The 24,936-nt window shown below is 70.8% G+C and carries 24 protein-coding genes; 16 read left to right on the forward strand and 8 right to left on the reverse strand.

The window, feature by feature from the left end:
• Positions 1-101: 101 nt before the first annotated feature.
• Positions 102-1,301 (forward strand): bifunctional adenosylcobinamide kinase/adenosylcobinamide-phosphate guanylyltransferase, encoded by a 1,200-nt coding sequence (locus tag ABD817_RS08065; RefSeq protein WP_344916602.1) that lies wholly within the window; start codon positions 102-104, stop codon positions 1,299-1,301.
• 202 nt (positions 1,302-1,503) lie between these two features.
• Positions 1,504-2,472: an adenosylcobinamide-GDP ribazoletransferase gene (locus ABD817_RS08070; RefSeq protein WP_344916604.1), complete on the forward strand. Its 969-nt coding sequence runs from the start codon at positions 1,504-1,506 to the stop codon at positions 2,470-2,472.
• A gap of 73 nt (positions 2,473-2,545) precedes the next feature.
• Here the strand turns inward: ABD817_RS08070 and ABD817_RS08075 are convergent, their stop codons facing one another.
• The 3 genes from ABD817_RS08075 to ABD817_RS08085 form a co-directional block, all read right to left on the reverse strand.
• Entirely contained in the window at positions 2,546-3,466 is a 921-nt protein-coding gene (locus ABD817_RS08075; RefSeq protein WP_344916606.1) for a CPBP family intramembrane glutamic endopeptidase, read from the reverse strand.
• Between the two features lie 190 nt (positions 3,467-3,656).
• A complete protein-coding gene (locus ABD817_RS08080; RefSeq protein WP_344916608.1) occupies positions 3,657-4,694 on the reverse strand; it encodes a DUF1648 domain-containing protein in 1,038 nt (345 codons plus the stop codon).
• The gene (locus tag ABD817_RS08085) at positions 4,691-5,026 is read right to left on the reverse strand and encodes a GntR family transcriptional regulator (RefSeq protein WP_344916610.1); all 336 of its coding nucleotides are present in this window, start codon (positions 5,024-5,026) and stop codon (positions 4,691-4,693) included. The genes ABD817_RS08080 and ABD817_RS08085 overlap by 4 nt, the downstream gene beginning before the upstream one ends.
• 102 nt (positions 5,027-5,128) lie before the next feature.
• Here ABD817_RS08085 and ABD817_RS08090 point away from each other — a divergent pair, with 102 nt between their 5' ends.
• The 9 genes from ABD817_RS08090 (at position 5,129) to ABD817_RS08130 (ending at position 15,390) form a co-directional block, all read left to right on the forward strand.
• A complete protein-coding gene (locus ABD817_RS08090) occupies positions 5,129-6,676 on the forward strand; it encodes a leucyl aminopeptidase (protein ID WP_344916612.1) in 1,548 nt (515 codons plus the stop codon).
• 207 nt (positions 6,677-6,883) lie between these two features.
• Complete coding sequence (lpdA, locus tag ABD817_RS08095) at positions 6,884-8,263, forward strand: dihydrolipoyl dehydrogenase (RefSeq protein ID WP_344916614.1); 1,380 nt, start codon at positions 6,884-6,886, stop codon at positions 8,261-8,263.
• Between the two features lie 36 nt (positions 8,264-8,299).
• The gene (gene sucB / locus ABD817_RS08100; RefSeq protein WP_344916616.1) at positions 8,300-9,805 is read left to right on the forward strand and encodes a 2-oxoglutarate dehydrogenase, E2 component, dihydrolipoamide succinyltransferase; all 1,506 of its coding nucleotides are present in this window, start codon (positions 8,300-8,302) and stop codon (positions 9,803-9,805) included.
• 168 nt (positions 9,806-9,973) lie between these two features.
• Positions 9,974-10,870 (forward strand): TIGR01777 family oxidoreductase, encoded by an 897-nt coding sequence (locus ABD817_RS08105; protein WP_344916618.1) that lies wholly within the window; start codon positions 9,974-9,976, stop codon positions 10,868-10,870.
• Between the two features lie 48 nt (positions 10,871-10,918).
• Positions 10,919-11,656 carry a Type 1 glutamine amidotransferase-like domain-containing protein gene (locus ABD817_RS08110; protein WP_344916620.1) on the forward strand — a complete coding sequence of 246 codons (738 nt, stop codon included), beginning with the start codon at positions 10,919-10,921 and terminating at the stop codon, positions 11,654-11,656.
• 28 nt (positions 11,657-11,684) lie between these two features.
• Positions 11,685-12,362, forward strand: coding sequence for a lipoyl(octanoyl) transferase LipB (gene lipB, locus ABD817_RS08115; RefSeq protein ID WP_344916622.1), 678 nt, complete (start codon positions 11,685-11,687; stop codon positions 12,360-12,362).
• 307 nt (positions 12,363-12,669) lie between these two features.
• Positions 12,670-13,599 (forward strand): lipoyl synthase, encoded by a 930-nt coding sequence (gene lipA / locus ABD817_RS08120; RefSeq protein ID WP_344916623.1) that lies wholly within the window; start codon positions 12,670-12,672, stop codon positions 13,597-13,599.
• Positions 13,600-13,915: 316 nt separating this feature from the next.
• Complete coding sequence (locus ABD817_RS08125; RefSeq protein ID WP_344916624.1) at positions 13,916-14,596, forward strand: DUF4191 domain-containing protein; 681 nt, start codon at positions 13,916-13,918, stop codon at positions 14,594-14,596.
• The gene (locus ABD817_RS08130) at positions 14,596-15,390 is read left to right on the forward strand and encodes a class I SAM-dependent methyltransferase (protein ID WP_344916626.1); all 795 of its coding nucleotides are present in this window, start codon (positions 14,596-14,598) and stop codon (positions 15,388-15,390) included. The genes ABD817_RS08125 and ABD817_RS08130 overlap by 1 nt, the downstream gene beginning before the upstream one ends.
• A 112-nt stretch (positions 15,391-15,502) precedes the next feature.
• Here the strand turns inward: ABD817_RS08130 and ABD817_RS08135 are convergent, their stop codons facing one another.
• The 4 genes from ABD817_RS08135 to ABD817_RS08150 form a co-directional block, all read right to left on the reverse strand.
• The gene (locus tag ABD817_RS08135; protein ID WP_344916628.1) at positions 15,503-16,630 is read right to left on the reverse strand and encodes a serine hydrolase domain-containing protein; all 1,128 of its coding nucleotides are present in this window, start codon (positions 16,628-16,630) and stop codon (positions 15,503-15,505) included.
• 182 nt (positions 16,631-16,812) lie between these two features.
• Positions 16,813-17,052, reverse strand: a complete 240-nt coding sequence (locus tag ABD817_RS08140; protein ID WP_344916633.1) for a hypothetical protein — start codon at positions 17,050-17,052, stop codon at positions 16,813-16,815.
• A 59-nt stretch (positions 17,053-17,111) separates the two neighbouring features.
• The gene (locus tag ABD817_RS08145) at positions 17,112-18,158 is read right to left on the reverse strand and encodes an RNA polymerase subunit sigma-70 (RefSeq protein WP_344916635.1); all 1,047 of its coding nucleotides are present in this window, start codon (positions 18,156-18,158) and stop codon (positions 17,112-17,114) included.
• A gap of 164 nt (positions 18,159-18,322) precedes the next feature.
• Positions 18,323-18,784: an RDD family protein gene (locus ABD817_RS08150; protein WP_344916637.1), complete on the reverse strand. Its 462-nt coding sequence runs from the start codon at positions 18,782-18,784 to the stop codon at positions 18,323-18,325.
• Positions 18,785-19,103: 319 nt separating this feature from the next.
• Between ABD817_RS08150 and glnA the strand changes: the two genes are divergently transcribed.
• Together glnA and ABD817_RS08160 are read left to right on the forward strand one after the other, a co-directional pair.
• A complete protein-coding gene (glnA, locus tag ABD817_RS08155; RefSeq protein ID WP_344916640.1) occupies positions 19,104-20,528 on the forward strand; it encodes a type I glutamate--ammonia ligase in 1,425 nt (474 codons plus the stop codon).
• 306 nt (positions 20,529-20,834) lie between these two features.
• Complete coding sequence (locus ABD817_RS08160; RefSeq protein ID WP_344916642.1) at positions 20,835-21,692, forward strand: alpha/beta hydrolase; 858 nt, start codon at positions 20,835-20,837, stop codon at positions 21,690-21,692.
• On the opposite strand, the gene ABD817_RS08165 is transcribed toward ABD817_RS08160, so the two are convergent.
• Positions 21,669-22,841, reverse strand: coding sequence for a helix-turn-helix domain-containing protein (locus ABD817_RS08165; protein ID WP_344916644.1), 1,173 nt, complete (start codon positions 22,839-22,841; stop codon positions 21,669-21,671). The genes ABD817_RS08160 and ABD817_RS08165 overlap by 24 nt on opposite strands.
• Before the next feature lie 215 nt (positions 22,842-23,056).
• Between ABD817_RS08165 and ABD817_RS08170 the strand changes: the two genes are divergently transcribed.
• The 3 genes from ABD817_RS08170 to ABD817_RS08180 are packed head-to-tail and all read left to right on the forward strand — an operon-like array spanning position 23,057 to position 24,891.
• Positions 23,057-23,386 (forward strand): hypothetical protein, encoded by a 330-nt coding sequence (locus ABD817_RS08170; protein ID WP_344916646.1) that lies wholly within the window; start codon positions 23,057-23,059, stop codon positions 23,384-23,386.
• A 30-nt stretch (positions 23,387-23,416) separates the two neighbouring features.
• A complete protein-coding gene (gene fxlM, locus ABD817_RS08175) occupies positions 23,417-24,643 on the forward strand; it encodes a methyltransferase, FxLD system (RefSeq protein WP_344916648.1) in 1,227 nt (408 codons plus the stop codon).
• Between the two features lie 56 nt (positions 24,644-24,699).
• Entirely contained in the window at positions 24,700-24,891 is a 192-nt protein-coding gene (locus ABD817_RS08180) for an FxLD family lanthipeptide (protein ID WP_344916650.1), read from the forward strand.
• Positions 24,892-24,936 lie beyond the last annotated feature (45 nt).

Consider the following 24,936-nt stretch of genomic DNA (forward strand, 5'->3'; position numbering starts at 1 on the left):
TTCCCGGCATCCCCCGTACACCTCGGGTGCCGTCGGCCTTCGCCCGAAGGCGGAGATTCGCGGCTTCCCGATCAGCGTCTCAACGTGAGGGGAGATCGGGGGTGAAGGTCCTGATCTCCGGCACAGCGGGCGCGAGCGGGTGGCCTGCCCCGGACTGCGGATGCGCCTCCTGTGCCCGCGTCACGCCGGGCCGCCGCCCCACCTCCGTGGTACTCGACGGCTCCCTGACGCTTGGCGGTTCCCTACCGCTCGACGGCTCGGCGGCGCTCGACGGCGCCGTGCGGCTGCCGCTCTCCGGCCCGCTCCCGCCCGGCTGTCGCGCCTCGCCCGGCCCGGACGGCCTCACCGTCACCATCCCGGGCGGCCAGCGCGTCCTCTACGCCGCTTCCTCCCCTTCTTCCCCGCCGGTTCCTCCCCCGCACGGTGAGTCTCCGCACGGCGAATCTCCGCACGGCGAATCTCCGCACGGGGGGGCTTCGCGCGAAGAGCGGGGCGGGCAGGAGGGAGATACCGGTGACGCGGAGGAGGCGCTGAACCTGGTACTGCTGGATGTGCTGGATCGGCCGGAACGGCTTGGGGACCTGCGCCGCCGGGGCCTGGTCGGTGAACGGACACACGTGGTGGCCGTCGGCGTCGACCACCGGGTGCCCACGGAGGCGGAACTGATCCGGCGGACCGCGCTGTGGGGGGTGCGTGTCGTACCGGACGGCACGGTCGTCGACACGAGCGAGCCCCCTCCCGCCCCGGTTCCCCCGCCCAGGAGGACCCTGCTGCTCGGGGGGAGTCGATCGGGCAAGTCCGCGGAGGCCGAACTGCGACTGGCGGCCGAACCCGAGGTGCTCTACGTCGCGACCGGGCCGTCCGGCGACGGCGACCCCGAGTGGCTGCGCCGGGTCCGGGCCCATCGCGACCGAAGGCCCGCCCACTGGGGGACCGCCGAGACCACCGACCTGGCCGGGCTGTTGCGGTCCGCCGACACCCCACTGCTGATCGACGGGCTCGGCACCTGGGTGGCCGCCGTCTTCGACGAGTGCGACGCCTGGCCGGACGGAACCGGCGGAAACAGCGGGGACGGCGCGGACGCCGTCGCGGCCCGGTGCGACGACCTGGTGGCGGCCTGGAGACAGACCCGGGCCCGGGTCGTGGCGGTCTCCGACGAGGTCGGGCTCGGCGTGGTGCCCGGTACCGCCAGCGGGCGGATGTTCCGTGACACCCTCGGCCGGCTGAACCAGCGCCTCGCCCTGGAGTCCGAGGACGTCACCCTCGTCGTCGCCGGCCGCCTCCTCCCCCTCCCCATCTGATCCCTCCCCATCCGACCTCTGCCCCCGATCCCCCGGTGCCGTGATCGACAATCGTCGCGGCTGACACCCGTTGCGACCGGTAACCCCCATCGGGTCTCCGGGGCGACCCCGGCCGAGGCCGTCCCGGAGGTGGCACACCGCCGAATCCGGTGGACGTGTGCGGTCGCGGCACGGGAGAGGCCGAGCGCTACGATCATCGGTCATGTCCGAGCCCTCGTCCCCGCTCCCGGACGGTCCGTCCACCTTCGCCGACGGGGTACGTCTCGCGATCGGCACGCTGAGCGTGTTCCCGGTCCGTCCCGGAGTGGTCGACCGCCGGGCGGGGGGGATCGCGATGGCGACGGCCCCGCTGGTGGGAGCGGTGATCGGGGCAGGCGGCGGGCTGGTGCTGATGATCTCCCTGTCGCTGGGGACGGCACCGTTCCTGGCGTCGGTGCTGGCCGTGGCGACCGTGGCGATGCTCACCCGGGGGCTGCACCTGGACGGGCTGGCCGACCTCGCCGACGGGCTGGGCAGCGCCAAACCCGCCGAGCGGGCACTGGAGATCATGAAGCGGTCGGACATCGGCCCCTTCGGCGTGATAACGCTGATCTTCGTCCTGCTGGTACAGGTGGCGGCCCTGTGGGAGGCCACCCGCGCGGGAGCGGGGACGGGCGCGATCACCCTGATCGCGGCCTGCGCGGCCGGACGGCTCGCCCTCACGTGGGCCTGCCGCGCGGGCATCCCCCCGGCGCGCCCCGACGGGCTCGGCGCGATGGTCGCGGGCACCGTACGGCGGAGCGTCGCGGTGGCCGTGACCGTGCTGGCACTCGCGGGAACGGCGGCACTGGTCTATCTCCACGGCGTCGGCGCCCTCGACCTGTGGTCCTCCGGCCCCTCGTCCGAGCCCTACGGGGGGTTCGGGGAGGGCTATGTGGCCTATGCGGACATCACCAACCACCTCCCCGTGATCGAGGCAAGCACCCCCGGCGTGGGCCTCATGTCGGGTCTGGGGCCGTTCGTCACCCCCTGGGGTCTCCCTCTCGCCATGCTCGTGGGGCTGCTGGTGGCCTGGGCCGTACGACGCAGGGCCGTACGGCGGCTCGGTGGCGTCACCGGTGACGTGCTCGGTGCCCTCGTCGAGATCGCCACCGCGACGACCCTGCTGGCCTGCACGATTCTCACGAACTGATCTCCCTCCCGGCCCGACCCGAAGAGATCCGGAGAGACCCGAAGAGATCCGAAAGACCTTCCCCGCCCGGCTCTCACGCGACGGCGGCCGGGACCGGCCGCTCGACCGGCCGGTATGTGAACAGCAACGCCGAGACCACCGCCAGCAGCGCCGAGCCGACCAGGCCCGTGATCCCCGCGACGGCGAACACCGGCGGGTCGGCCGCGTCGCCGACGAGCAGCATCAGACCCGCCGAGGCGTTCAGCGATCCGTGCCCGACGACCGCGGGCCAGACGCTTCCCGAATAGAGGCGGAGCCAGCCGAGCAGGGCTCCGAAGCTCACACAGAAGACGATGAACATCGGCGCGGCCCACGCCCCCAGCTCGGGGTAGTTGTATCCGCGCAGGGTGAGCGGGAAGTGCCAGAGTCCCCAGATCACCCCGGACACCAGGAGTGCCCGCCAGGTGCCGAGCGGTGCCAGACGTGGCAGCAGCCAGCCCCGCCACCCCCACTCCTCGCCGAAGGCCGCGACCGAGTTGACCAGCGGGGCGATCAGCACGATCGCCGCGACCTGCGCGGCCACCAGGAGTCCGGTCGCCACCGGGGGCGGCCCGCCCGGCGTGGCCGCCAGGCTCTCGCGGAACAGGCTGAACTCTCGCAGGTCGACGGAGAGCAGGCCGAGGGCGGCGCTGAGCGCGATCGCGGCGACGACCAGCACGGGGATGCCGAACCAGGCCAGCGCGATCAGCGCGAGCATGCGGCCCCGGCTCCCGCCCGCCGACAGACCGGTTCGCGCCGCCCACTCGCGCCCGGTGGCGGGATCCCCGAGCCACCTGCCGCGCAGCCGGACGGCGAGGACTCCGAGCGCCGGGGTGAACATCATCGCCACCCCGATCGCCGTGAACACGAGCGTGCCGGTCGGCGCGTCCGCCAGCCAGAGGGGGAGGGCGAACAACCAGGACAGGCCGAACGCGACGAGCAGGAACAACCACAGGTCGGGGAATCGACGAAGCATGACACCGCCTTCGGGCGCTTGGACGCGAGAGGACCGGGCGAGAGGACTGGAAAGGCGGCGGACGCGACCGCGAGAGGGTCGTCAACCGCGAGAAGGATGAAGGGGCCGGAAGACCGCGGTGGAAAAGAACGGGCGGAGGAAAACAGGCGAAGGAGAGAAAAGGAAAGGGATGGACGGGCCGGAGCGGGGGTCAGCGGGCGGACGGCCCGGTGGACGCCCGGTCCGCGAGGGTGTTCAGCAGGGCGGCACCGCTCTCCGCGTCGTCGATCGAGACGGCGAGGCGGCCACCGGAGACGTACCCCACCACGAGGCACTCCCCGCCGCGGATCATGACCGTCACGGCTCCCGGCAGCCCCCTGACGCCCCAGCCTCCGACGTTGGACGGGAACAGCTCCTCCGACCAGGCCCGCTCCACCCGCTCGATCGGGATGTGCTTGCGAGGCAGGCGGAACGGCCCGTAGAAGAGCGAGAGCCCCTCCTCGGTGACCTGCACCCGCACCGAGCTGAAGGTCACCCCCACCAGGCCCGCGAGGGACATGATCGTCGCGGGGACCCACAGCGTGCCGTCGCCGCCGATCAGGGCGAGCACGGCGCACCCCAGGCCCGCGGCCAGGACGGAACCGCCGAGCGCGACGAGCGGGCCGTTGCTCACCGAGGAGACCCACACCGCGCGCTGGCCGGGGCGGAGCGGGAGCCGCCGCGTGGGGACGGCGGACGGCTCGGGGCGGTCGTCGGGCCCCGGGCGGGCGGCGAGGGTGCCGAGCCAGCCGCCCAGCACCAGCCCCGCGACCGCGAGCAGCGCGCTCCACCCCAGGTCGGCGGCCTGCCTCCAGCCGGGGGCGTCGAGGTTGGCCGTCAGCGTGACCGCCTGCAACCCCGGGAGGAACAGGCCGGCACCGCCCAGCAGGGCACCGAGCCCCATGCGGCTCGCTCTGCGCCGGAACATCGCGGTGTTGGTGAGCGCGAGCACCCAGGCCCCGCCCGCGAGCAGCACCCACAGGCCCACCTGGAACAGCAGCGAGGCGACGAACGGCATCGAGTTGTCGGGGGCGCCGGACGGGCCCCAGTGCGTGGCGATCGGATCGGGCAGCCGGTCTCGCAGCATCAGCGGCGCGGCGATCAGCGCGGCGGTCACCAGCGCGCCCCAACCGGCGGCGATGGACAGGAATCGGGCTCGCAGCCCCACGTTGGTCACCCCTTCGAAGGACCGGGCTCCCGGCCCGGTCATGACAGTTCTCTGATGAGCTCGATGACGTCGTCGTGGCGGTAGCCGTACTGGACCGCCTCGTCGAGCAGGGAGCGGAGTTTCTCCTCGATGACGCTGCGCGGGTTGGGGCGGCTGAGCACGCTCACGCCGCGCCCCCGGCGGAACTCCAGCACCCCCTCGTCGCGCAGGTCCCGCAGGGCGCGCAGCACCGTGTTGGCGTTGATGCCCAGCGCGGCGGCCAGGTCGCGGGCCGGTGGGAGCCGGTCTCCCGGAGCGTACGAACCCTCGGCGACGGCGCGTCTGATCGCCTCGGCGACCTGCTCGTGCAGTGGCCGGGGATCGTTCAGATCCAAGGTAAGCAACATAGTGCTATCGACATTAGCACCAAGTCGCCCGATGGTGCCACTCCAAATAGCACCATCGGGCGGCACAATTCGTAGGACGAACCCTCGTTTATGCGTACTGCGCCAGCCCGACTAGCATCGGCCTACGTGACCACTGTGCGGCTTACCCCAACTGACAACGCTGTCTCGTTCGATACCGACGCGCTGGTCGTCGGCGTCCACACCGGACCGGACGGTCCGCTTCCCGCTCCCGGGGCCGAGGGCCTCGACCAGGCGCTCGGTGGCAGGCTCGCCGCCACGCTCGAGAGCGTGGGCGCCAAGGGTAAGCCGGGCGAGATCTCCAAGATCCCCACCTTCGGCGCGCTGACCGCTCCCCTGCTGGTCGTCGTCGGCCTGGGCGACGTCCCCGATGACGGTCCCGCCGGCGGCTACGACGCCGAGGTCCTGCGCCGCGCCGCGGGCACCGCGGTCCGCGCCCTGGCCGGTACCGGCCGCGTGGCGCTCGCCCTGCCCGCCGCGAGCGCGGAGCACGCGGGCGCCGTCACCCTGGGCGGCCTTCTCGGCGCCTACTCCTTCACCAGATACCGCACCGCCGGAGAGCAGAGCTCCCCGGTGTCCGAGCTGGCCGTGCTGACCGACGCCGAGGGCGCCCAGGCCGCGATCGATCGCGCCACCACCCTGGCCGGGTCGGTCTCGCTCGTCCGCGACCTGGTCAACACCCCGCCGTCGGACCTGTGGCCGGCCCGCTTCGCCGAGATCGCCGAGCAGGTGGGCACCGAGGCCGGCCTGTCGGTGGAGATCCTGGACGAGAAGGAGCTCAAGGAGGGCGGCTACGGCGGCATCGTCGCCGTCGGCCAGGGGTCGGCCAACCCGCCCCGGCTGGTCCGCCTCTCCTACAGCCACCCCGAGGCCGGCACGAAGCTCGCGTACGTCGGCAAGGGCATCACCTTCGACTCGGGCGGCCTGTCGCTCAAGCCGACGACCTCGATGGACTGGATGAAGTCGGACATGGGCGGCGCGGGCGCGGTCTTCGGCGCCCTCCTGGCGATCGCCAGGCTGGGCCTGAAGGTCAACGCGGTCGGCTACCTCTGCCTGGCGGAGAACATGCCGAGCGGCACCGCGCAGCGCCCCTCCGACGTGTTCACCAGCTTCGCGGGCAAGACCGTCGAGGTGCTCGACACCGACGCCGAGGGCCGCCTGGTCCTGATCGACGGCATCGCCCGCGCCGGGCAGGACGACCCCGACGTGATCGTCGACGTCGCGACGCTCACCGGCGCGCAGATCGTCGCGCTGGGCTGGCGGACGGCGGGCGTCATGGGCAACGACGACGACCTCCGCGCGGAGATCGTCGCGACGGCGGGCGAGCAGGGCGAGGCCGCGTGGCCCATGCCCCTGCCCGACGAGCTCCGCAAGGGTCTCGACTCCCCGGTGGCCGACATCGCCAACCTGCACCCCGAGCGTTTCGGCGGGATGCTGACGGCCGCCATCTTCCTGCGGGAATTCGTGCCGGACGGGGTCCGTTGGGCACACATTGACATGGCCGGTCCCGCCTTCAACAAGGGCGAGGCCCACGGCTACACGCCGAAGGGCGGCACCGGGGCGATCACCCGGACGCTCGTCGGCCTGGCCGAGCGCTACGCGGGCGAGTCCCCTCGGTAACCGTTGTCGCCGCGCGAGCGGGTCACAAGCAACCTAGACAAATGAAAAGATGCGGTTGCCGGGGTCAGGCCAAGGGCGGGCACCGGCGCGGCGCCGAGCCGGGCCCGGCGGCGGTGTGGATGCGATCGAGGATCCGCGCGGCCGCCCAGGGCGCGACGAGGGGCGCGACCGTGAAGACGGTATTTCGATCCGACAAGGAGCTTTCCTGTGGCTGATGGCAGCGGCCCCTACGACATCGTCGTCCTAGGTGGCGGTAGCGGAGGGTATGCCTGCGCTCTGCGGGCGGCCGAGCTGGGCAAGACGGTCGCGCTGATCGAGAAGGACAAGATCGGCGGCACGTGCCTGCACCGTGGATGCATTCCCACCAAGGCGCTTCTGCACTCCGCGGAGGTCGCCGACGAGACGCGGGAAAGCGCGACCTACGGCGTCAAGGCCCGTTTCGAGGGCATCGACGTGCCCTCGGTCCACGCGTTCAAGGACAAGATCGTCAATCGCGCCTGGAAGGGCGTGCAGGGCCTTCTCAAGAGCAAGGGCATCACGATCATCGAGGGTGAGGGCCGTCTCGCGGGCCCGAACCGGGTGGCGGTGGGCTCCGAGGTCTACGAGGGCCGCAACATCGTGCTGGCGACCGGCTCCGCGCCCAGGTCCCTTCCGGGCCTGGAGATCGACGGCGAGCGGGTCATCACCAGCGAGCACGCGCTCAAGCTCGACCGGGTGCCCACCTCGGTGGTCGTCCTGGGCGGCGGCGTCATCGGCGTGGAGTTCGCCAGCGTCTGGCGCTCCTTCGGCGCCGAGGTGACGATCGTCGAGGCCCTGCCGCACCTGCTGCCCCTGGAGGAGGAGTCCAGCTCCAAGCTGCTGGAGCGCTCTTTCCGCCGCCGCGGCATCAAGCAGGAGCTGGGCGTCTTCTTCGAGGGCGTCAAGACCACCGACACCGGCGTGGTCGTCAACCTGGCCAACGGCAAGACCCTCGACGCCGAGCTGCTCCTCGTCGCGGTCGGCCGCGGCGCGGTCTCCGCGGGCATGGGCTTCGAGGAGGCGGGCGTCGCGATCGAGCGCGGCACCGTCACGGTGAACGAGTTCTGCCAGACCAGCGTGCCGGGCGTGTACGCGGTCGGCGACCTCATCCCGACCCTGCAGCTCGCGCACGCGGGCTTCGCCGAGGGCATCCTGGTGGCCGAGCACATCGCCGGGCTGAACCCCGTGCCGATCGACTACGACGGCGTGCCCCGGATCACCTACTCCGACCCCGAGGTCGCCTCGGTGGGCATCACCTCCGCCCAGGCCAAGGAGCGCGGCCACGAGATCGTCGAGCTGACCTACGACCTCGCGGGCAACCCCAAGAGCCAGATCCTGCAGACACAGGGCGCCGTCAAGATCATCGCGAAGAAGGACGGCCCGGTGCTCGGCGTGCACATGGTCGGCCGCCGCATCGGCGAGCTGGTGACCGAGGGGCAGCTGATCTACAACTGGGAGGCCCTGCCCTCCGAGGTCGCGCAGCTGATCCACGCGCACCCCACCCAGTCCGAGGCCGTCGGCGAGGCGATGCTGGCGCTGGCCGGCAAGCCGCTCCACGTCCACAACTAACGCAAGCCCTCACTCGGAACGCGAGAGAAGACACCAATGCCGAAGTCCGTACAGATGCCCCAGCTCGGTGAGAGCGTCACGGAGGGCACCGTCACCCGTTGGCTGAAGAAGGAGGGTGAGCGCGTCGAGGCCGACGAGCCCCTTCTCGAAGTCTCCACCGACAAGGTCGACACCGAGATCCCGTCCCCGGCGGCGGGCATCCTCACGAAGATCGTGGTGGCCGAGGACGAGACCGTCGAGGTCGGCGCCGAGCTCGCCGTCATCGACGAGAACGGCACCGAGGGCGCCGCCGCCCCGGCGCAGGAGAAGGCCCCGGAGCCGGAGCCGGAGCCCGAGGCCGCACCGCAGCAGCAGGCGCAGCCGGCCTCCTCGATCCCGCAGCCCGCCCCGCAGCAGGCGCAGGCGCCCGCACCGCAGCAGCAGGCCCCGGCGCCCGCGCAGGAGCAGCAGGCTCCCGCCCCGGCGCAGGCCCCCCCGGCGCCCCAGCCCGCCCAGCAGCAGCCCGCCCAGCCCTCCCAGGCCGCGCCGCCGTCCCCGATCGCGGCGGCCGAGCCCGTCGCGCAGCCGTCGGGCGACAGCCCGTACGTCACCCCGCTGGTGCGCAAGCTCGCCGGTGAGCACGGCGTGGACCTCGACGCGCTGACCGGCACCGGCGTCGGCGGGCGCATCCGCAAGCAGGACGTCCTGGAGGCCGCCCGCGCCCAGCGCGAGCGTGCCAGTGCGGCTCAGGCCCAGCCCCAGGCCCCGCAGGCCGCCGCCCAGGCCCCGGCCCAGGCGGCACCGCAGGCCCCGGAGCCGGTCGCGGTGGACACCACGCTGCGCGGGCGCACCGAGAAGATGTCGCGGCTGCGCCAGACCATCGCCAAGCGCATGGTCGAGTCGCTGCAGGTCTCGGCCCAGCTCACCAGCGTGGTCGAGGTCGACGTCACCAAGATCGCGCGGCTGCGCGACCAGGCGAAGGCCGAGTTCCAGCGGCGCGAGGGCGTCAAGCTCACGTTCACGCCGTTCTTCGCCCTCGCCACGATCGAGGCGCTCAAGCAGCACCCGAAGCTGAACGCCACGATCAACAGCGAGACCAACGAGGTCACGTACTTCGACACCGAGCACCTCGGTTTCGCGACGGACACCGAGCGCGGCCTGCTCGTCCCGGTGATCAAGGACGCCGGCGACCTCAACATCGCCGGGCTGTCCCGTAAGATCGCCGACCTCGCCGAGCGCACCCGGACCAACAAGGTGAGCCCGGACGAGATCACCGGCGGCACGTTCACGCTGACCAACACCGGCAGCCGCGGCGCGCTGTTCGACACGCCGATCCTCAACCAGCCGCAGGTCGGCATGCTGGGCACCGGCGCCGTCGTCAAGCGCCCGGTCGTCCTGGACACCCCGGAGGGCGAGGTCATCGCCGTCCGCTCGATGATGTACCTGGCGCTCAGCTACGACCACCGCCTGGTCGACGGCGCCGACGCCGCCCGCTTCCTGACGACGATCAAGCGTCGTCTCGAGGAGGGCCGTTTCGAGAACCAGCTGGGCCTGCACGGCTAGTCACCCGTTCTCTCCCACCGGGCCGGTCCGCGACGTCGCGGACCGGCCCGGCTCGTTCTTCCCCGTCCCGGCGATGCGAGGGGCGTTCCCGTACGAACCCGGCGACGCGAATCCGGTGGGTGCCCGGTTCCCGAAGAGTCCAGGGGGAGGTCGATTACATTGGACGGTATGACGATCATCGTGACCGGGTCCTCGGGCCTGCTGGGGTCGGCTCTGGTCAGGGCTCTGCGGGACGACGGCGCCCGGGTGGTCCGTTTGGTCCGGCGGGTGCCGGAAGGCGACGACGAGGCCTTCTGGAACCCGGCGAAGGGGGTCGTCGAGCAGGCGGCGCTGGAGGGCGCGGAGGCGGTGGTCCACCTCGCGGGCGCGGGCATCGGCGACCGGCGCTGGAGCGATGACTACAAGCGCGAGGTGGTCCGCAGCCGGGTCGAGGGGACCAGGACACTGGCGGGCGCGCTCGCCGATCTGGAGTCGAAGCCCGCGGTGCTGCTGTCCGGTTCGGCGATCGGCTTCTACGGCGACACCGGGGAGGTGGCGGTGGACGAGACGGCGCCCGCGGGTGCCGGGTTCCTCGCGCGAGAGGTCGTGGTGCCCTGGGAGGCGGAGACGGCGCCCGCCGAGGAGGCGGGAATCCGGGTGGCGAGGCTCCGTACCGGCCTGGTGCTGAGCGGCCGGGGCGGCATGCTGTCGCGGATCCTCCCGATCTTCAAGGCGGGGCTGGGCGCCCCGCTGGGCTCCGGGCGGCAGTACTGGTCGTGGATCTCCATCGACGACTGGGTGCTCGCCGTACGACACATCCTGAAAAATCCTGAAATCTCGGGGCCGGTGAATCTGACGGCACCCGAACCGGTCACCAACGCCGAGTTCACCAAGGCGCTCGGTGCGGCCCTCCACCGTCCCACGATGCCGCTGGCCGTGCCGGGCTTCGTGCTGCGCACGGCCCTCGGGGAGTTCGCCGAGGAGGGGGTGCTGACCGGCCAGCGGGTGATCCCGCGGCGCCTGCTCGACAGCGGTCACGCGTTCCGGCATACGCGTCTCAACGAGGCACTGACCGCCGTACTCTAAGATCCCTGTTTTCAGCGTTCCGGCCGATGAAACCACTGGGAGACAGACATGGGCAGCCCCGGGCAGTCGCACATCCTCGCGATCGGAGGCGGCTCGTTCCGCGTCTCCATCCGCCAGGGGACCATGGAGGCGAGCCCGCTGCTCAGGTACGCCCTCGACCTCACCGGCCAGGACCGGCCCCGCCTGGGCCTGCTCGCCACCGCCACCGGCGACGACGCGGAGTGGCTGCTGAAGATGTACGGCGCCTTCGGCACGTGGGACGTCGAGGTCAGCCACCTGACCGTGTTCCCGATGCCCAACGTCGAGGACCCGCGCGAGTGGGTTCTCAGCCAGGACATCATCTACGTCAGCGGCGGCAGCGTGGCCAACCTGGCGGCCCTGTGGCGGCTGCACGGCTTCGACGAGATCTTCGAGGAGGCGTGGCGGGCGGGCGTGGTGCTGGCGGGCCAGAGCGCCGGGGCGCTCTGCTGGCACGTGGGCGGCAACACCGACTCCTTCGGGCCGACGCTACGGGTGTGGTCCGACGGCCTGGGCATGCTCCCCTACTCCTGCGGCGTCCACTACAACTCCGACCCGCAGCGCCGGCAGCTGCTGCACGAGGCGGTGGCCTCGGGCGAGCTGCCCGAGGGCTACGCCGCCGACGAGGGCGTCGCCCTGCACTACGTGGGCACCGAGTTCATCCAGGCCGTCAGCGTGCACCCGGACGCCTACGCCTACAAGGTGGAGCACGACGGGGCGGGTGGGGCGAAGGAGTTCCGCATCGAGCCTCGGCTTCTCACGTCTTAACCACGAACGGGTCAACTACTCTTGAGACGTGAGTGACCTGGCAATCGTCCGTCTTGGCGTTGACTTCCCCTACGAGCAGGCATGGGATCTTCAGCGGCGCATCCACGCGCGCCGGGTGGCCGAGGAGATTCCCGACACCTGCCTGATGCTCGAACACGCGCCGGTCTACACGGCGGGCAAACGCACCGCGCCGCACGAGAGGCCCTCCGACGGCACCCCGGTCGTCGAGGTCGACCGGGGCGGGCGGATCACCTGGCACGGCCCCGGCCAGCTGGTCGGCTACCCGATCGTCAGGCTCGGCGGCCCGCTCGACGTGAACGCCTACGTGCGGCTCCTGGAGGAGACCCTGGTGCAGGTCTGCGCCGACTTCGGGGTCCAGGCGGGCCGGGTGGAGGGACGCGGGGGCGTCTGGGTGGCCGGAGACCCCTCGCACGGCCTGCCGGACAGGAAGGTCGGGGCGATCGGCATCCGGGTCTCGGGCGGCGTCACGATGCACGGGTTCGCACTCAACTGCTCCAACGACCCGAGCTGGTACAACCGGATCGTCCCGTGCGGCATCAGCGACGCCGGGGTCTCCTCGCTGTCGGCCGAGACCGGCCGCCGGATCGTGGTCGACGAGGTCCTGCCGTACGCAGAGAAGCACCTGGCCGAGGCGCTCGGCGCGCAGGCCTTCGAACTCCCCGAGGAAGACCTCTTCCGGCGCTGATCCCGGCCCCGCCTCCGGCACCGGCCCCGGACCGTCTCCGGGGCCGTTCCCGGCGTATCCGGCGTTCCCAGCGCTGATCCCGGCCCTGGGGCCGGTCCCCACGCCGTTCCCGGCGTTCCCCGATGCTGATCCCGACGCTGTTCCCGGCACCGCCTCCGGCACCGTTTTCCGTACCGCTCCGCGCACCGCGCCCCGGGTCCGCCGCAGCTTACGGCGGGACATAAGCTGGTGAGGTGAGCGAGCGTGACGACATTTACAGCACCTCGATGTGCACCACCTCGGTCCCCCGACCGACGAAGGAGCTCGCATGACCGTCGCCCCCGAGGGGCGGAAGCTCCTCCGCCTCGAGGTCCGCAACGCCGAGACCCCCATCGAGAAGAAGCCCGACTGGATCAAGACCAAGTTCAGGACGGGCCCGAACCACACCGAGCTCCGGGCGCTGGTCAAACGCGAGGGGCTGCACACGGTCTGCCAGGAGGCCGGGTGTCCCAACATCTCCGAGTGCTGGGAGGACCGCGAGGCCACCTTCCTCATCGGCGGTGACCAGTGCACCCGGCGGTGTGACTTCTGCCAGATCGACACCGGCAAGCCCAAGGCGTACGACACCGACGAGCCGCGCCGCGTGGCCGACTCGGTGCGGCAGATGGGGCTCAACTACGCGACCGTGACCGGTGTGGCCCGCGACGACCTGCCCGACGGCGGCGCGTGGCTGTACGCCGAGACCGCGCGGCAGATCCACGCGCTCCTGCCCGGCTGTGGCGTCGAGCTGCTGGTGCCCGACTTCAACGGCGACCAGGCCCAGCTGGAGGAGGTGTTCTCCTCCAGGCCCGAGGTGTTCGCGCACAACATCGAGACCGTGCCCCGGATCTTCAAGCGCATCCGGCCCGCGTTCCGCTACGACCGGTCCCTGGGAGTGATCACCAAGGCCCGCCAGGCCGGTCTGGTGACCAAGTCCAACCTGATCCTCGGCATGGGCGAGGAGCGCGAGGAGATCGTCCAGGCCATGCGCGACCTGCACGAGGCCGGGTGCGACCTGCTCACCGTGACCCAGTACCTCCGGCCCACCCCGCGCCACCACCCCGTCGAGCGCTGGGTGAAGCCGGAGGAGTTCGTGGAGCTCCAGAAGGAGGCGGAGGCCATCGGTTTCGCCGGGGTCCTCTCCGGGCCGCTGGTCCGCTCCTCCTACCGGGCGGGCCGGCTGTACAAGCAGGCCATCGAGGCTCGCCAGCACGCCTGAGCCCCACGGCGAACCCGTGAAACCGGAAGGACCCCGCTCCCGAGCGGGGTCCTTCCGGTTTCCGGCCCCCGCCCCCCGCCCCCTCCGCCCGGCACGGCCGAAGGACATCCGCGACCGTACGGGCGTTCGCGGGCTCGCACGGGCGTTCGCAGGGCTCATACGGGCGTTCGCAGGCTCGTACGAGCGTTCGCGGGCTCGCACGGGCCGCCCGCCGGTGAAGACGTGACGTACGGTCACGGGCGTCCCGTGACCCCGCCCCGGCACCCGGCAGGTCACGTTTTCACTTCTTGACCCCTGGATTTGTATCCTTCAGAACATGGCCAAGAAGCCCGAAGACTCAGAGCGCCCGGGGCGCATCAAGCAGCTCCGCATGATCGCGAAGATCATCAAGGAGGCCAACCCCAAGGGGATGCCGATCGTCTACGCCTCGGCGCTGGGCACGCTCGCGCTGTGCGTGGTGATCGGCCTGGTCACGGGCTGGTTCTGGTATCTCCTCTTCATCGGGATCATGCTGGCCCTCACCGTCGGGCTGGTGGTGTTCGGCCAGCTCGCCCAGCGGGCCCAGTACTCCATGTTGCACGGACAGGTCGGCGCCGCCGCCGCGATCCTGCAGGGCATGCGCGGCAACTGGGAGGTCACCCCCGCCGTCGCCGTCACCCGCGACCAGGACATCGTGCACCGCGTGGTCGGCTACCCCGGCATCATCCTGGTCTCCGAGGGGCCGGGCAGCCGCGTGCAGAAGATGCTGGTCGCCGAGAAGAAGCGCGTCCAGCGGGTCGCGCTGGACGTCCCCGTCTACGACGTGCAGTCCGGCGACGGCGACGGGCAGATCCCGCTGGCCAAGCTGCAGCGGCATCTGATGAAGCTGCCCCGCAACCTCAAGAAGCCCGCCCTGTACGAGATCAACAACCGGCTGAAGGCCCTCCCCCAGACGCTGCCGATGCCCAAGGGCCCGCTGCCGCGCGGCGCGAGGATGCCCCGCCCGAAGATGCGCTGATGAGCCTCGCCGGGGTGGGCCGCCACCGGGTGGACGCCGCGGCCACCTCCCGGGCCAACCGCGGCTGGTGGGACGGCGCCGCCGACGAGTACCAGGCGGAGCACGGGGAGTTCCTGCGCGACTCCGGATTCGTCTGGGGCCCAGAGGGCCTGGACGAGGCCGACGCCCGCCTGCTGGGCGACGTCGCGGGCAAGGACGTGCTGGAGATCGGCTGCGGCGCCGGACAGTGCGGGCGCTGGCTGGCCGGGCAGGGCGCCAGGGTGGCCGCCTTCGACCTGTCCTTCCGGCAGCTCCAGCACTCCGGCCGGATCGACCTGGAGGCCGGGTCCGCGCTGCCGGTGGTCCAGGCGGACGCGGAGGTCCTGCCCTTCGCCGACCAGGCTTTCGACCTGGCCTGCTCGGCGTACGGCGCGCTGCCGTTCGTGGCCGACGCCGGGGCCGTCCTGACCGAGATCCACCGGGTGCTGCGGCCCGGGGGCCTGCTGGTCTTCTCGGTGAGCCACCCGGTCCGCTGGGCCTTCCCCGACGACCCCGGCCCCGCCGGGCTCACCTCCGACCGCTCCTACTTCGACCGTTCCGCGTACGTGGAGATCGGCGACGACGGGCGGCCGTCCTACGTCGAGCACCACCGCACGATGGCCGACTGGGTCGGGCTCATCACCGCGTCGGGGCTGGTGCTGCGGGGGCTGACCGAGCCCGAGTGGCCGCCCGGTCACGACCGCGAGTGGGGCGGCTGGAGCCCGCTGCGCGGCCGTCACCTGCCCGGTACCGCGATCTTCACCTGCGCGCGATAGCGCGGGACCCGGCCGGACGGCCGGGCCGGTGGGGACCGTTCACGCCCGGCACGCCGGGTGAGGGGCGCTCGCGCCGCCCCGCGGATCCGCCGGGCGGCACGGGCGCGGCACCCTAGTGGTCGCCCTCGACATTCAGGACGAGTCCGCCGAGGGCGTCGAAGGTCGTGAAGTCCCCGCCGGAGACGACGTTCTTGGTCACCGCGACCGAGATCCCGGTGGCCGTGTCGGCGTACGCGGCCGATCCGCCGCTGCCCGCCATGCCGAACAGGGTGGGGCTGTCGAGGAGCTGGGTGGCGCCGAGGGCGTACCCGAGGGACCTGGTGCCCGGGAAGGCGGTGACCTCGTCCACGCCGCCGAACTCCACCGCGGTGATCTCGCGGAGCCGTTCCGGGGAGACGAGCCTGACGCCGTCCACCTCGTCCAGCAGGGCGGCGTACATGCGGGCCACGGCGCGGGCGGACATGGTGCCGCCCGCCGGGATGTCGGAGGTCAGCACGTCGGCGCGGTTGCCGAAACCGGCGTCGGGCATCGCCGCCATCGGTGCCGCCGTGTAGCCGTCCACGACCTTGAAGAACGGGATGTCCGCGAACATCTCCGGGGACATCTCGAAGTCGCTCGGCGCGTCCTCCAGGCGGGCCAACCTGCCCAGCTCGGACTCGGGGACGCCGAAGAACAGCTCGTGCGCCACGCCCAGCGGTCCGGCGACCTCCTCCCGCAGGACCTGGGAGATCGGCTTGCCGGTGGCCCGGCGGACGATCTCGCCGACGATGTAGCCGAACGACTGGGGGTGGTAGCCGCTCCTGGTGCCGGGCTCCCACCAGGGCCTGGCGTCGGCGATCACCGCGCACATCCCCTCCCAGTCGCACAGGTCCTCCGGCGTGGTGGCCACCGGTAGGCCGGGCACGCCCGTCGAGTGGTTCAGGGCGTGCCGCACGGTCGCGCGCTCCTTGCCGTGGGCGCCGAACTCCGGCCACAGCTCGACGATCGGCGTGTCGTAGCCGAAGAGGCCCCGCTCCACGAGCACGTGTGCCACGGTCGAGGTGACGCCCTTGCCGGTCGAGGCGCTCCAGAACGGGACGTCCGGCGTGACGGGGCGCCCGGTGGCCGGATCGGCGACGCCCGCGACGACGTCGACCACCTGCTCGCCGTACCGGTACGCGGCGACCTGCAGGCCCCGCTCGGTGCCGGACTCCACGAGCTTGTCGGCCGCTTCCTGGACCCGCTTCTGCGTGTCGTTCATGGGTCTTTCCCTTCGTGATGAGGCGTGTGACCCGTATGACGGCCGGACGCCGTAAAAGGAATCGGTGCGGGGCTCCGGTCGTCGTACGAGTTTCCGGAGCGAGAGATCGGCGCCGCTTTCCAGAGGCCGCGCGGGCCATCGGAACGGGAGAGCAACGCGGCCCGAGTCCCCGCGACGGGAGATCAGTGCCGCGCGGGTCGCCGGGAGATCGCGATCAGGACGGCGGGCTCCGGTCCCGGATTGCGCAGGGCACGCACCGGCAGCCCGTCCAGCCACAGCACGTCGCCGCGCAGGAAGGTCCGCTGGTCGCCGTCGGAGCAGACCAGCTCGATCCGCCCGCGCTCCAGCAGGACGATCGCCCCCCGCCACTCGTCCTCGTCGTGGACGCGCGAGTCACCGGGCTCCACGACGACCTTCCGCACGTCGAACGACGGCCCGGACCGCCCGGGAGGCGAGGGCGCCGGGTTCTCACCGGCGCCCGTCACAGCGTCCGGGGAAGGTCGAAGGCCGGGAAGAGGTCGGCGCCGAAGGTCGTGATCTGGGTGACCAGCCCCTCCTCGACCCGCAGGACACCGAGCCACGAACCGTGGTATTCGGACTCGCCGGGACGCCTGACGTACGCCGCCGCGGCGGGTTGCCGGTTGGCGCGGGTGGGCAGGACGCGCCAGTCGCCCCACGCCTCGGGGCCGACCATCGCCGGGCGCCACGCGTCGACGATCGACGGCCCTCCCAGGATCCAGATCGGCGCCGGCGGCATCGCCTGCCACGCGTCCGCGCGCAGCACCCCGGCCAGGACGGAGGGGTCGGCCTGCTCGACGGCGTCGATGTAGCGCTGCAGCACCGCGCGTTCCTCACCGGTCGGGTCCGAGGAGGGCGCCCATTCCAGCCGCCGCTCGGGCAGGTGCTCCCGCATCGTCGACCGTGCCCGCTGCAGGGTGCTCTTCACCGAGACGACGCTCACCTCCAGCAGGGCGGCGGCCTCCTGCGCCGACCAGCCGAGCACGTCGCGCAGGATCAGCACCACTCGCTGCCGGGGAGGCAGGTGCTGGATGGCGGCCATGAACGCCAGCTCGATCGTCTCCTTGGCGACCACGGCGGCGTCCGGCTCGGCACCGGCGGGCGCGGCCGGTTCCAGGAGGTGGTCGGGGTAGGGGCGCAGCCAGAAGACCTCGGTCGGCGACGGCGACGGCACGCCGGGAGTGGCCAGCACCGGCGCCTCGCGCGGACGCGGGCGGCGCGGGTGGCGGTCGAGGAAGTCCAGGCACGCGTTGGTCGCGATCCGGTACAGCCAGGCCCTGAACGTCGAGCGCCCCTGGAAGCTCTCCCGCTTGCGCCAGGCGCGCAGGAACGTCTCCTGCACCATGTCCTCCGACTCCTCGAACGAGCCGAGCATCCGGTAGCAGTGCACCCGCAGCTCCCGCCGGTGCCTCTCGGCGAGCGCGCCGAACGCGGGCTCGTCGCCCGCCAGCGCCGCGGCCAGGACCTCGCCGTCCTCCACCCGTTCCCGGCCCGTCTCGTCCTCGGTCACAGCCTCATACCTCCCGTACGGCGTCCCGCCCTGCGCGGGCGCCCACGGTATGACGGCCACCGGGCGGAAAAGGAATCGGCACCGCGGAATTCGGCGCGGGCGCGATCACGGGCGCGGGACGGACGCCTGAAAGGGAAGGCCGGGAAGCCGGGCGGGGGACCGGCTCAGAGACGCACGACCACGGTGTTCGCCGCGCGGTCGTGCAGGCCGCGCTGGTCGCGGTCCCAGACGAGGGCGGGCACGGCCAGGCAGAGCAGGAAGGTCCGTACCAGCACGGAGACGAACCCTGGGGCGCCGCCGCCGAGCGCGGCGACCCGGACGCCGAGCAGGCGCATCCCGAAGGTCATCCCCATGGTGCCCACCAGCAGGAGGTATTCGGCGGCCAGGATCAGGACCGGCACCCAGGGCGCCTCGACGGGGTCGATCCGCAGGAGCCCCTGGGTGATGGCCCAGGTGCAGATCAGCCAGTCGATCACGATGGCGCCGATCCTGCGGCCGAACCCGGCCACCGAGCCGCTGCCCTCGGCGGGCAGCCCGAGCCGCTCCCCCGGGTAGCCGAGATCGACTCCGGCCGACCTGACGCCGCCGAGCCAGGTCTGGGTCCAACGCGGCTGCTTGCTGCTCATGCCCCCAACGGTAGCCGCCCCGGACGCCGCCCCCGCATCCACCCGGACCGGCCACGGGCCTCACATGTCCCACGGGTCCCGTGGATCTCTTCTCCCCCTCGGAGAAGGACCGCTCCCGCATGACGTCGCGGACGTGAAGCTCCAGCAGTCGCGGACGTGAAGCTCCAGCAAAAGAAGAGCCCTCCATACCCGCCCGAAGCGGACTTGAGGACTAGCGTGGAGGCGACTTTCGCTTAACACGGGTGAAACAAACGAGACACGGGACGGTAACGGCACAGGCATACTTTCGGGCTGTTAGCCCGTCCCATGGGAGGTTCGCGTGTTCAACTCCGCTGACGACGTCCTGAAGTTCATCAAGGACGAAGGGGTGCAGTTCGTTGACGTCAGGTTCACCGACCTGCCGGGGACGACGCACCATTTCACGTTCCCCTCGGAGAACTTCGGCGCCGGCGTCTTCACCGACGGCCTGATGTTCGACGGATCGTCGATCCGCGGGTTCCAGGCCATCCACGAGTCGGACATGCTGCTGCTGCCCGACCCGTCCACGGCGGTGCTCGACCCGTTCAGGCAGCACAAGACGCTCAACATCAACTTCTTCGTGCACGACCCGCTGACGGGTGAGGCCTACAGCCGCGACCCGCGCAACGTCGCTCGCAAGGCGGAGGAGTATCTCAAGGGCACCGGGATCGCCGACACGGTCTACTTCGGCCCAGAGGCCGAGTTCTACATCTTCGACGACGTGCGGTTCGAGACCAACGCCCATTCGAGCTACTACCACATCGACTCGATCGAGGGCGCCTGGAACAGCGGCAAGGCCCAGGACGGCGGCAACCTCGGTTACAAGCCGCGCTTCAAGGGCGGCTACTTCCCGGTCCCGCCGATGGACCACTTCACCGACCTGCGCTCGGAGATGGTCCGCAAGCTCATCGACGCCGGGATCGACGTCGAGATGCAGCACCACGAGGTGGGCACGGCCGGTCAGGCGGAGATCGACTTCCGGTTCAACACGCTGCTCAAGGCCGCCGACACCCTGATGCTGTACAAGTACATCGTCAAGAGCACGGCCCTGGAGCACGGCCACACGGTCACCTTCATGCCCAAGCCGATCTTCGGTGACAACGGCTCCGGCATGCACTGCCACCAGTCGCTCTGGAAGGACGGCGAGCCGCTCTTCTACGACGAGGTCGGCTACGCGGGCCTGTCCGACACCGCCCGCTACTACATCGGCGGCCTGCTCAAGCACGCCCCGTCGCTGCTGGCGTTCACCAACCCGACGGTCAACTCCTACCACCGCCTGGTGCCCGGCTACGAGGCCCCGGTCAACCTGGTCTACTCCCAGCGCAACCGCTCGGCGTGCATCCGCATCCCGATCACGGGCTCCAACCCGAAGGCCAAGCGCATCGAGTTCCGGGTCCCCGACCCCTCCTGCAACCCGTACTTCGCCTTCGCCGCCCAGCTCATGGCGGGCATCGACGGCATCCGCAACAAGATCGAGCCGGTCGAGCCGGTCGACAAGGACCTCTACGAGCTTCCCCCGGAGGAGGCCCGCAACATCCCGCAGGTCCCGGGCTCGCTGTCGGACGTGCTCGCGGCCCTGGAGGCCGACCACGAGTACCTGTTGGAGGGCGGCGTGTTCACGCCGGACCTGATCGAGACCTGGATCGCCTACAAGCGCGAGAACGAGATCGACCCGATCCGCCTCCGCCCCCACCCCCACGAGTTCGAGCTTTACTACGACGTCTAACAGCCCGGTTTTCCGGCCTCGGCGATCTTCCCGGAAATGGGCGCTGAGCTGGGAAAAGCTTGTCGTTGCTTGTCCTTGCCGAGCAACGTCGGCCGGAACAGACCCGGAACAGAACGGCCCGGCACCGTAAATCGGTGCCGGGCCGTTCTGCGCTGTTGGGGAGTGTTGATCTCGCTCGGCGGGTCGACGATGCCCTGCTGCAGCGTGGGCCACGTCGCAGACCGACGCCTGCCGCTCATCTCGCCTTGAACTGCGCCCCCTTCTCCGGACCATCGCGAATGCTTCCACCGGTCCAGGGCCGTGCCTATGCTGCTAAAGGTGACTTCGACAGAGCATGAGATCACCTTCCGGACTCTCGATGGCCAACAGCTCGCCGGAACGCTCGTCACACCAGATGGACCGCCAGAACACGCCGTCGTCCTGGTCCACGGCGGCGGGGTGACGCGTCACGAAAGCGGCTTCTTCACCCGGATGGCCCACGGACTGGCCGACCACGGCTTGGCATCGCTCCGCTTCGACCTGCGCGGCCACGGCGAGAGTGAAGGCAGACAAGAAGAACTGACCCTCTCGACCATCCTCAACGACATCCGTGCCGCGCTGCGGCAGCTCCGCGAGACGACCGAGGCCCCCAGACTCAGCCTGCTCGGCACGAGCTTCGGCGGCGGCATCTGCGGATACTACGCCGCTCACCGGCCCGACGAAGTGTCCCGGCTGGTACTGCTCAACCCCCAGCTCGACTACAAGAAGCGCACCATCGACAGCCGCCCCTACTGGCACGACGACTACCTGGATGAAGACGTCGCCCGCCAGCTCACCGAGCAGGGATCCATCACCTTCACCCCCACTCTGCGCCACGGCCGACCACTCCTCAACGAGGTCTTCTGGCTGCAGCCGCACACCATCCTCGGTTCCATCAAGGCCCCGACCCTGATCGTGCATGGCACCAAGGACACTCTCGTGCCGATCGAGTCCTCCCGAGCGGCCGTGCCCCGGTTCACCGCCCCGTGCGACCTGGTCGAGGTCGAAGGCTCACAGCACACCTTCGCCGTCCACGATGACCCGCAGTATCACAACCCCCAAAGCCAGGCATGGCAGACCGCGGTGATCCGAACGGTCGCCGAGTGGCTGCGGGACGGACGCCTACGCGACAGGACGATCAGCTAAGAAGTCTCGCAGGGCGCGCACCTGCGGCCGACGCCGCCAGCGGTCCATCGACTCCACCACGTCGCCCAAGACCGTGATCGTCCGCCACGAACGAGTGGCCCGCGCAACGCGCCCCGCTGCGAGCCCCAGGGTGGCCGCCTGATCGGGTTCGCCGATCAGAGCCAGACCGGCCGCGTGACGGGCCTGGAAGTAGCCGACGTCGCGATATGACAGGCTGCCGCCGGCGATGATCGACTCAAGGATCTCGGCCGCCCTGGCGGGCTTGCCCGCCTCGGTGAAGCACGCGCTGCTGCGCAGCAACAGCACGTGCTCCGTGAAGGAACTGCCCAGTGTCCCCGGCTCCTCCGATACGGCGGGCAGCAATCCGCGCGCTTCGTCGAGCTTCATCTCGACCTCGCGCACCGGCTCCCCCATCATGGCCAGTCCCAACGCCTGCTGCTGTAGCACTTCTGCTCGCACCCCGATCGGGAGCCGCGTGCTGCTGTGCTGCGCCGCTTCCGCCAGCGTCAGCACCTTCAAGGCGTCCTGCCGGTCATAGGCGAGTTGGGATTTGCGTAGCAACACGTAGCCTTGCATGGGGCTGTCGTCGGCTTCCTGCGCCCACTCGACCGCCCGGTCGTACCAGTACGTTGCCGTGGGCAGATCCCGTAGATCGCGGTACAGCCAGCCGATGAATTCCGCGGCCTCCGCTCCCACCGTCAGCAGTTGCCGCCGAATCTGAGGGCGAACTTCGCGGACGCAGTGCTGCACGACCGTGATCACGGCCCGCACTCCAGGCAGAGCCGCTGATGATCCGAGAGTGCCATCCTCCGCCTTGCTTGCGTCGAGCCGGAGGCGTAGCTCCTTCACCACGGACCCACCCATGTAGCGACGAGGATCCGTCATGACCTCCCCGGCAGGTGGTAGTGCCTCCATGCTTGCCGCCGGCCAGACAACGGCGCGCTGTCTGCGGTCAGCCAGGGTTACGAGTTGACCGTTCGCCCTGAGAACCTTGTCAAGTGCCGTGGCGACCGTCATGGTCGGTGACCGTCGTCCGCTTTCGAGATCGGCGATGTAGCTCTTGCTGCAGTGGGCTATACGAGCCAGCTCGCGGAGTGACATTCCGGCACGTAGACGTCGAAGCGCCTCACCGAACGTTTCAATGCCCACGCGGTGCTCCTTGCCGTGTCCGCACGGTGGTGTCCGCAGACTCGCGGACACCCTGCGGACAGTCCACTCCTAGACCCTGACTAGTGGTGCCGACAACGCTATCCCCAAGGGCTGCTTCTACCGGCGCTCTCACTACAAAAGGCGGCCCCGGCCCCCGGCGCGACGAACACCGGGGGGAGTTCCGGGGCCTTGATCAGGAATCGAGGTCCTGACCTGTGAAGAAGCGTAGAGCCATGATGCCCGGGTCCGCGAGTCACATGATTCCGGGCTGGCGACTGATCCGTAGTGACCGGGGCCGCTTCTGGGCCTTCCGCGAAAGGGCGTTCCCCCAGGAGGCGTTGCTCGCTGGAGCCAAACCCGACCTGGACGCCGACACCTTCGACGACCTGAAGGCCGCAGCCGCCCGGCAGGAGGAGATCGCCGAGCAGGTGATCTCGTGGCCAGGCAGCCCCGCACACCCGGACGGCACCGCGCCGGCCCGCCCCCACCCCCGTCTATCGCCGTCCGTGGCGAAAGCCAGCGCCTCCATCGAGCTTCCCCAGTGATCGACTCCGTACCTCCAGAGAGGAATTACTTTGACAAATGCGACTGCTGACCGTGCCGCCGAGCTGCGCGACAAGCTCGCCGATGAGCTCATCTCCGCCGGGCATATCACAGCAGCCCAGGTTGAGGCCGCGTTCCGCGTGGTGCCCCGACACGCGTTCGTCCCGGACGGCACCCCGATGGAGGCTACCTACAACGCCGATGAGTCGGTGGCGATCAAGAAGGACGAGCGTGGTGTGCTGATCTCCTCGACCAGCGCACCGTTCCTCCAGGCGCGGATGATCGAACAGGCTGGGATCCAGCCAGGCATGAACGTGCTTGAGTACGGCAGCGGCGGCTACAACGCCGCGCTCCTGGCCGAGATCGTCGGCCCCGGCGGGCGCGTGGTCAGCGTGGACATCGACCAGGACGTGACCGACCGGGCCTCCGCCGCCCTGAAGGCCACCGGGTACGGCAACCGGGTCAGGGTCATCCTGGCCGACGCCGAGCACGGTGTGCCCGACCTGGGACTGTTCGACGCGATCATCGTGACGGTCGGCGCCTGGGACATCCCGCCGGCCTGGCTGGACCAGCTGGCCGGGGACGGCGTGCTCGTCGTGCCACTGCGCATGAACGGCGTCACCCGCTCGATCGCGTTCCACCGCGAGGCCGATCACCTGGTGAGCGACTCCGCCGAAGTATGCGGATTTGTTGCGATGCAGGGCGAAGGGGAGCACATCGACCAGATATTCCGGCTCCCCGATGCCCATGGCCACCACATCGATCTGCAGTTCGACAATGGGGCACCAGAGAACCCGGGTCTGCTCAACGATGTTCTGGCGACCGGGCGCACCGACGTGTGGTCCGGCATCACGATCGCGAACGGGGTGTCGTTCGCCGACCTGCACCTGTGGTTCGTGTCCTTTCTGCCCGGATTCTGCAGGGTCGCCGCCGAGCAGGGAACGGACCTGGCCGGGGAGCGCGGTACCTGGTTCCCCTTCGGAGTCGTGCGGGGTGACTCATTCGCCTACCTGGCGATACGCCCGGCCGCCGAGGGTGCCGGATTCGAGTTCGGGGCGCGCGCCTACGGATCGCACGGCCAGGAGGCCGCGACCGCGATGGTCGAGCAGATCCAGGCGTGGGACCACAGCGCCCGGAGCGGCCCGGCTCCCACGATCGCCTTCTGGCCGACCGGCACCGCCCCTCAGATACCCGATCGTGCGGCGGTTCTTGCCAAGGCCCACGGTCTGGTCACGATCTCCTGGCCTGCGATGAGTTGAGCGACTCGCGGATCAGGATGCACCACACCCAGCCCTCTAGTTAAGGAGCGTGTCCGATGTCCTTGCTGATCCCCGAGGCCCCGACCCTCGACGAGACCCTGCCCCTGTCCGATGACGAGTTCGTGCTGGACATGCGCGTGGTGGAAGCCACCACGCCGCTCGCGGTCATGGCGTGCAGCACCGGCGACGGGTGCGGCAGCACTTGCAGCGGCTCGGCGTGCGCCACCAGCTCCAACGACCCGTCCTGACCCCTTCTGCCACCGGCGCCCGCGGTTCGGGCGCCGGTGGCGCGG

This window comes from Streptosporangium oxazolinicum (genome assembly GCF_039537505.1).
Taxonomy (GTDB): domain Bacteria; phylum Actinomycetota; class Actinomycetes; order Streptosporangiales; family Streptosporangiaceae; genus Streptosporangium; species Streptosporangium oxazolinicum.

Excerpts from the sequence above, each read along its gene's own strand:
- ABD817_RS08075 (WP_344916606.1), bottom strand. The coding sequence starts at position 3,466 with ATGCTTCGTCGATTCCCCGACCTGTGGTTGTTCCTGCTCGTCGCGTTC.
- ABD817_RS08070 (WP_344916604.1), top strand. The coding sequence starts at position 1,504 with ATGTCCGAGCCCTCGTCCCCGCTCCCGGACGGTCCGTCCACCTTCGCC.
- ABD817_RS08125 (WP_344916624.1), top strand. The coding sequence starts at position 13,916 with ATGGCCAAGAAGCCCGAAGACTCAGAGCGCCCGGGGCGCATCAAGCAG.
- ABD817_RS08150 (WP_344916637.1), bottom strand. The coding sequence starts at position 18,784 with ATGAGCAGCAAGCAGCCGCGTTGGACCCAGACCTGGCTCGGCGGCGTC.
- ABD817_RS08105 (WP_344916618.1), top strand. The coding sequence starts at position 9,974 with ATGACGATCATCGTGACCGGGTCCTCGGGCCTGCTGGGGTCGGCTCTG.
- ABD817_RS08080 (WP_344916608.1), bottom strand. The coding sequence starts at position 4,694 with ATGACCGGGCCGGGAGCCCGGTCCTTCGAAGGGGTGACCAACGTGGGG.
- ABD817_RS08090 (WP_344916612.1), top strand. The coding sequence starts at position 5,129 with ATGCGTACTGCGCCAGCCCGACTAGCATCGGCCTACGTGACCACTGTG.
- ABD817_RS08180 (WP_344916650.1), top strand. The coding sequence starts at position 24,700 with ATGTCCTTGCTGATCCCCGAGGCCCCGACCCTCGACGAGACCCTGCCC.
- ABD817_RS08135 (WP_344916628.1), bottom strand. The coding sequence starts at position 16,630 with ATGAACGACACGCAGAAGCGGGTCCAGGAAGCGGCCGACAAGCTCGTG.
- ABD817_RS08130 (WP_344916626.1), top strand. The coding sequence starts at position 14,596 with ATGAGCCTCGCCGGGGTGGGCCGCCACCGGGTGGACGCCGCGGCCACC.
- lipA (WP_344916623.1), top strand. The coding sequence starts at position 12,670 with ATGACCGTCGCCCCCGAGGGGCGGAAGCTCCTCCGCCTCGAGGTCCGC.
- ABD817_RS08160 (WP_344916642.1), top strand. The coding sequence starts at position 20,835 with ATGCTGCTAAAGGTGACTTCGACAGAGCATGAGATCACCTTCCGGACT.
- ABD817_RS08110 (WP_344916620.1), top strand. The coding sequence starts at position 10,919 with ATGGGCAGCCCCGGGCAGTCGCACATCCTCGCGATCGGAGGCGGCTCG.
- sucB (WP_344916616.1), top strand. The coding sequence starts at position 8,300 with ATGCCGAAGTCCGTACAGATGCCCCAGCTCGGTGAGAGCGTCACGGAG.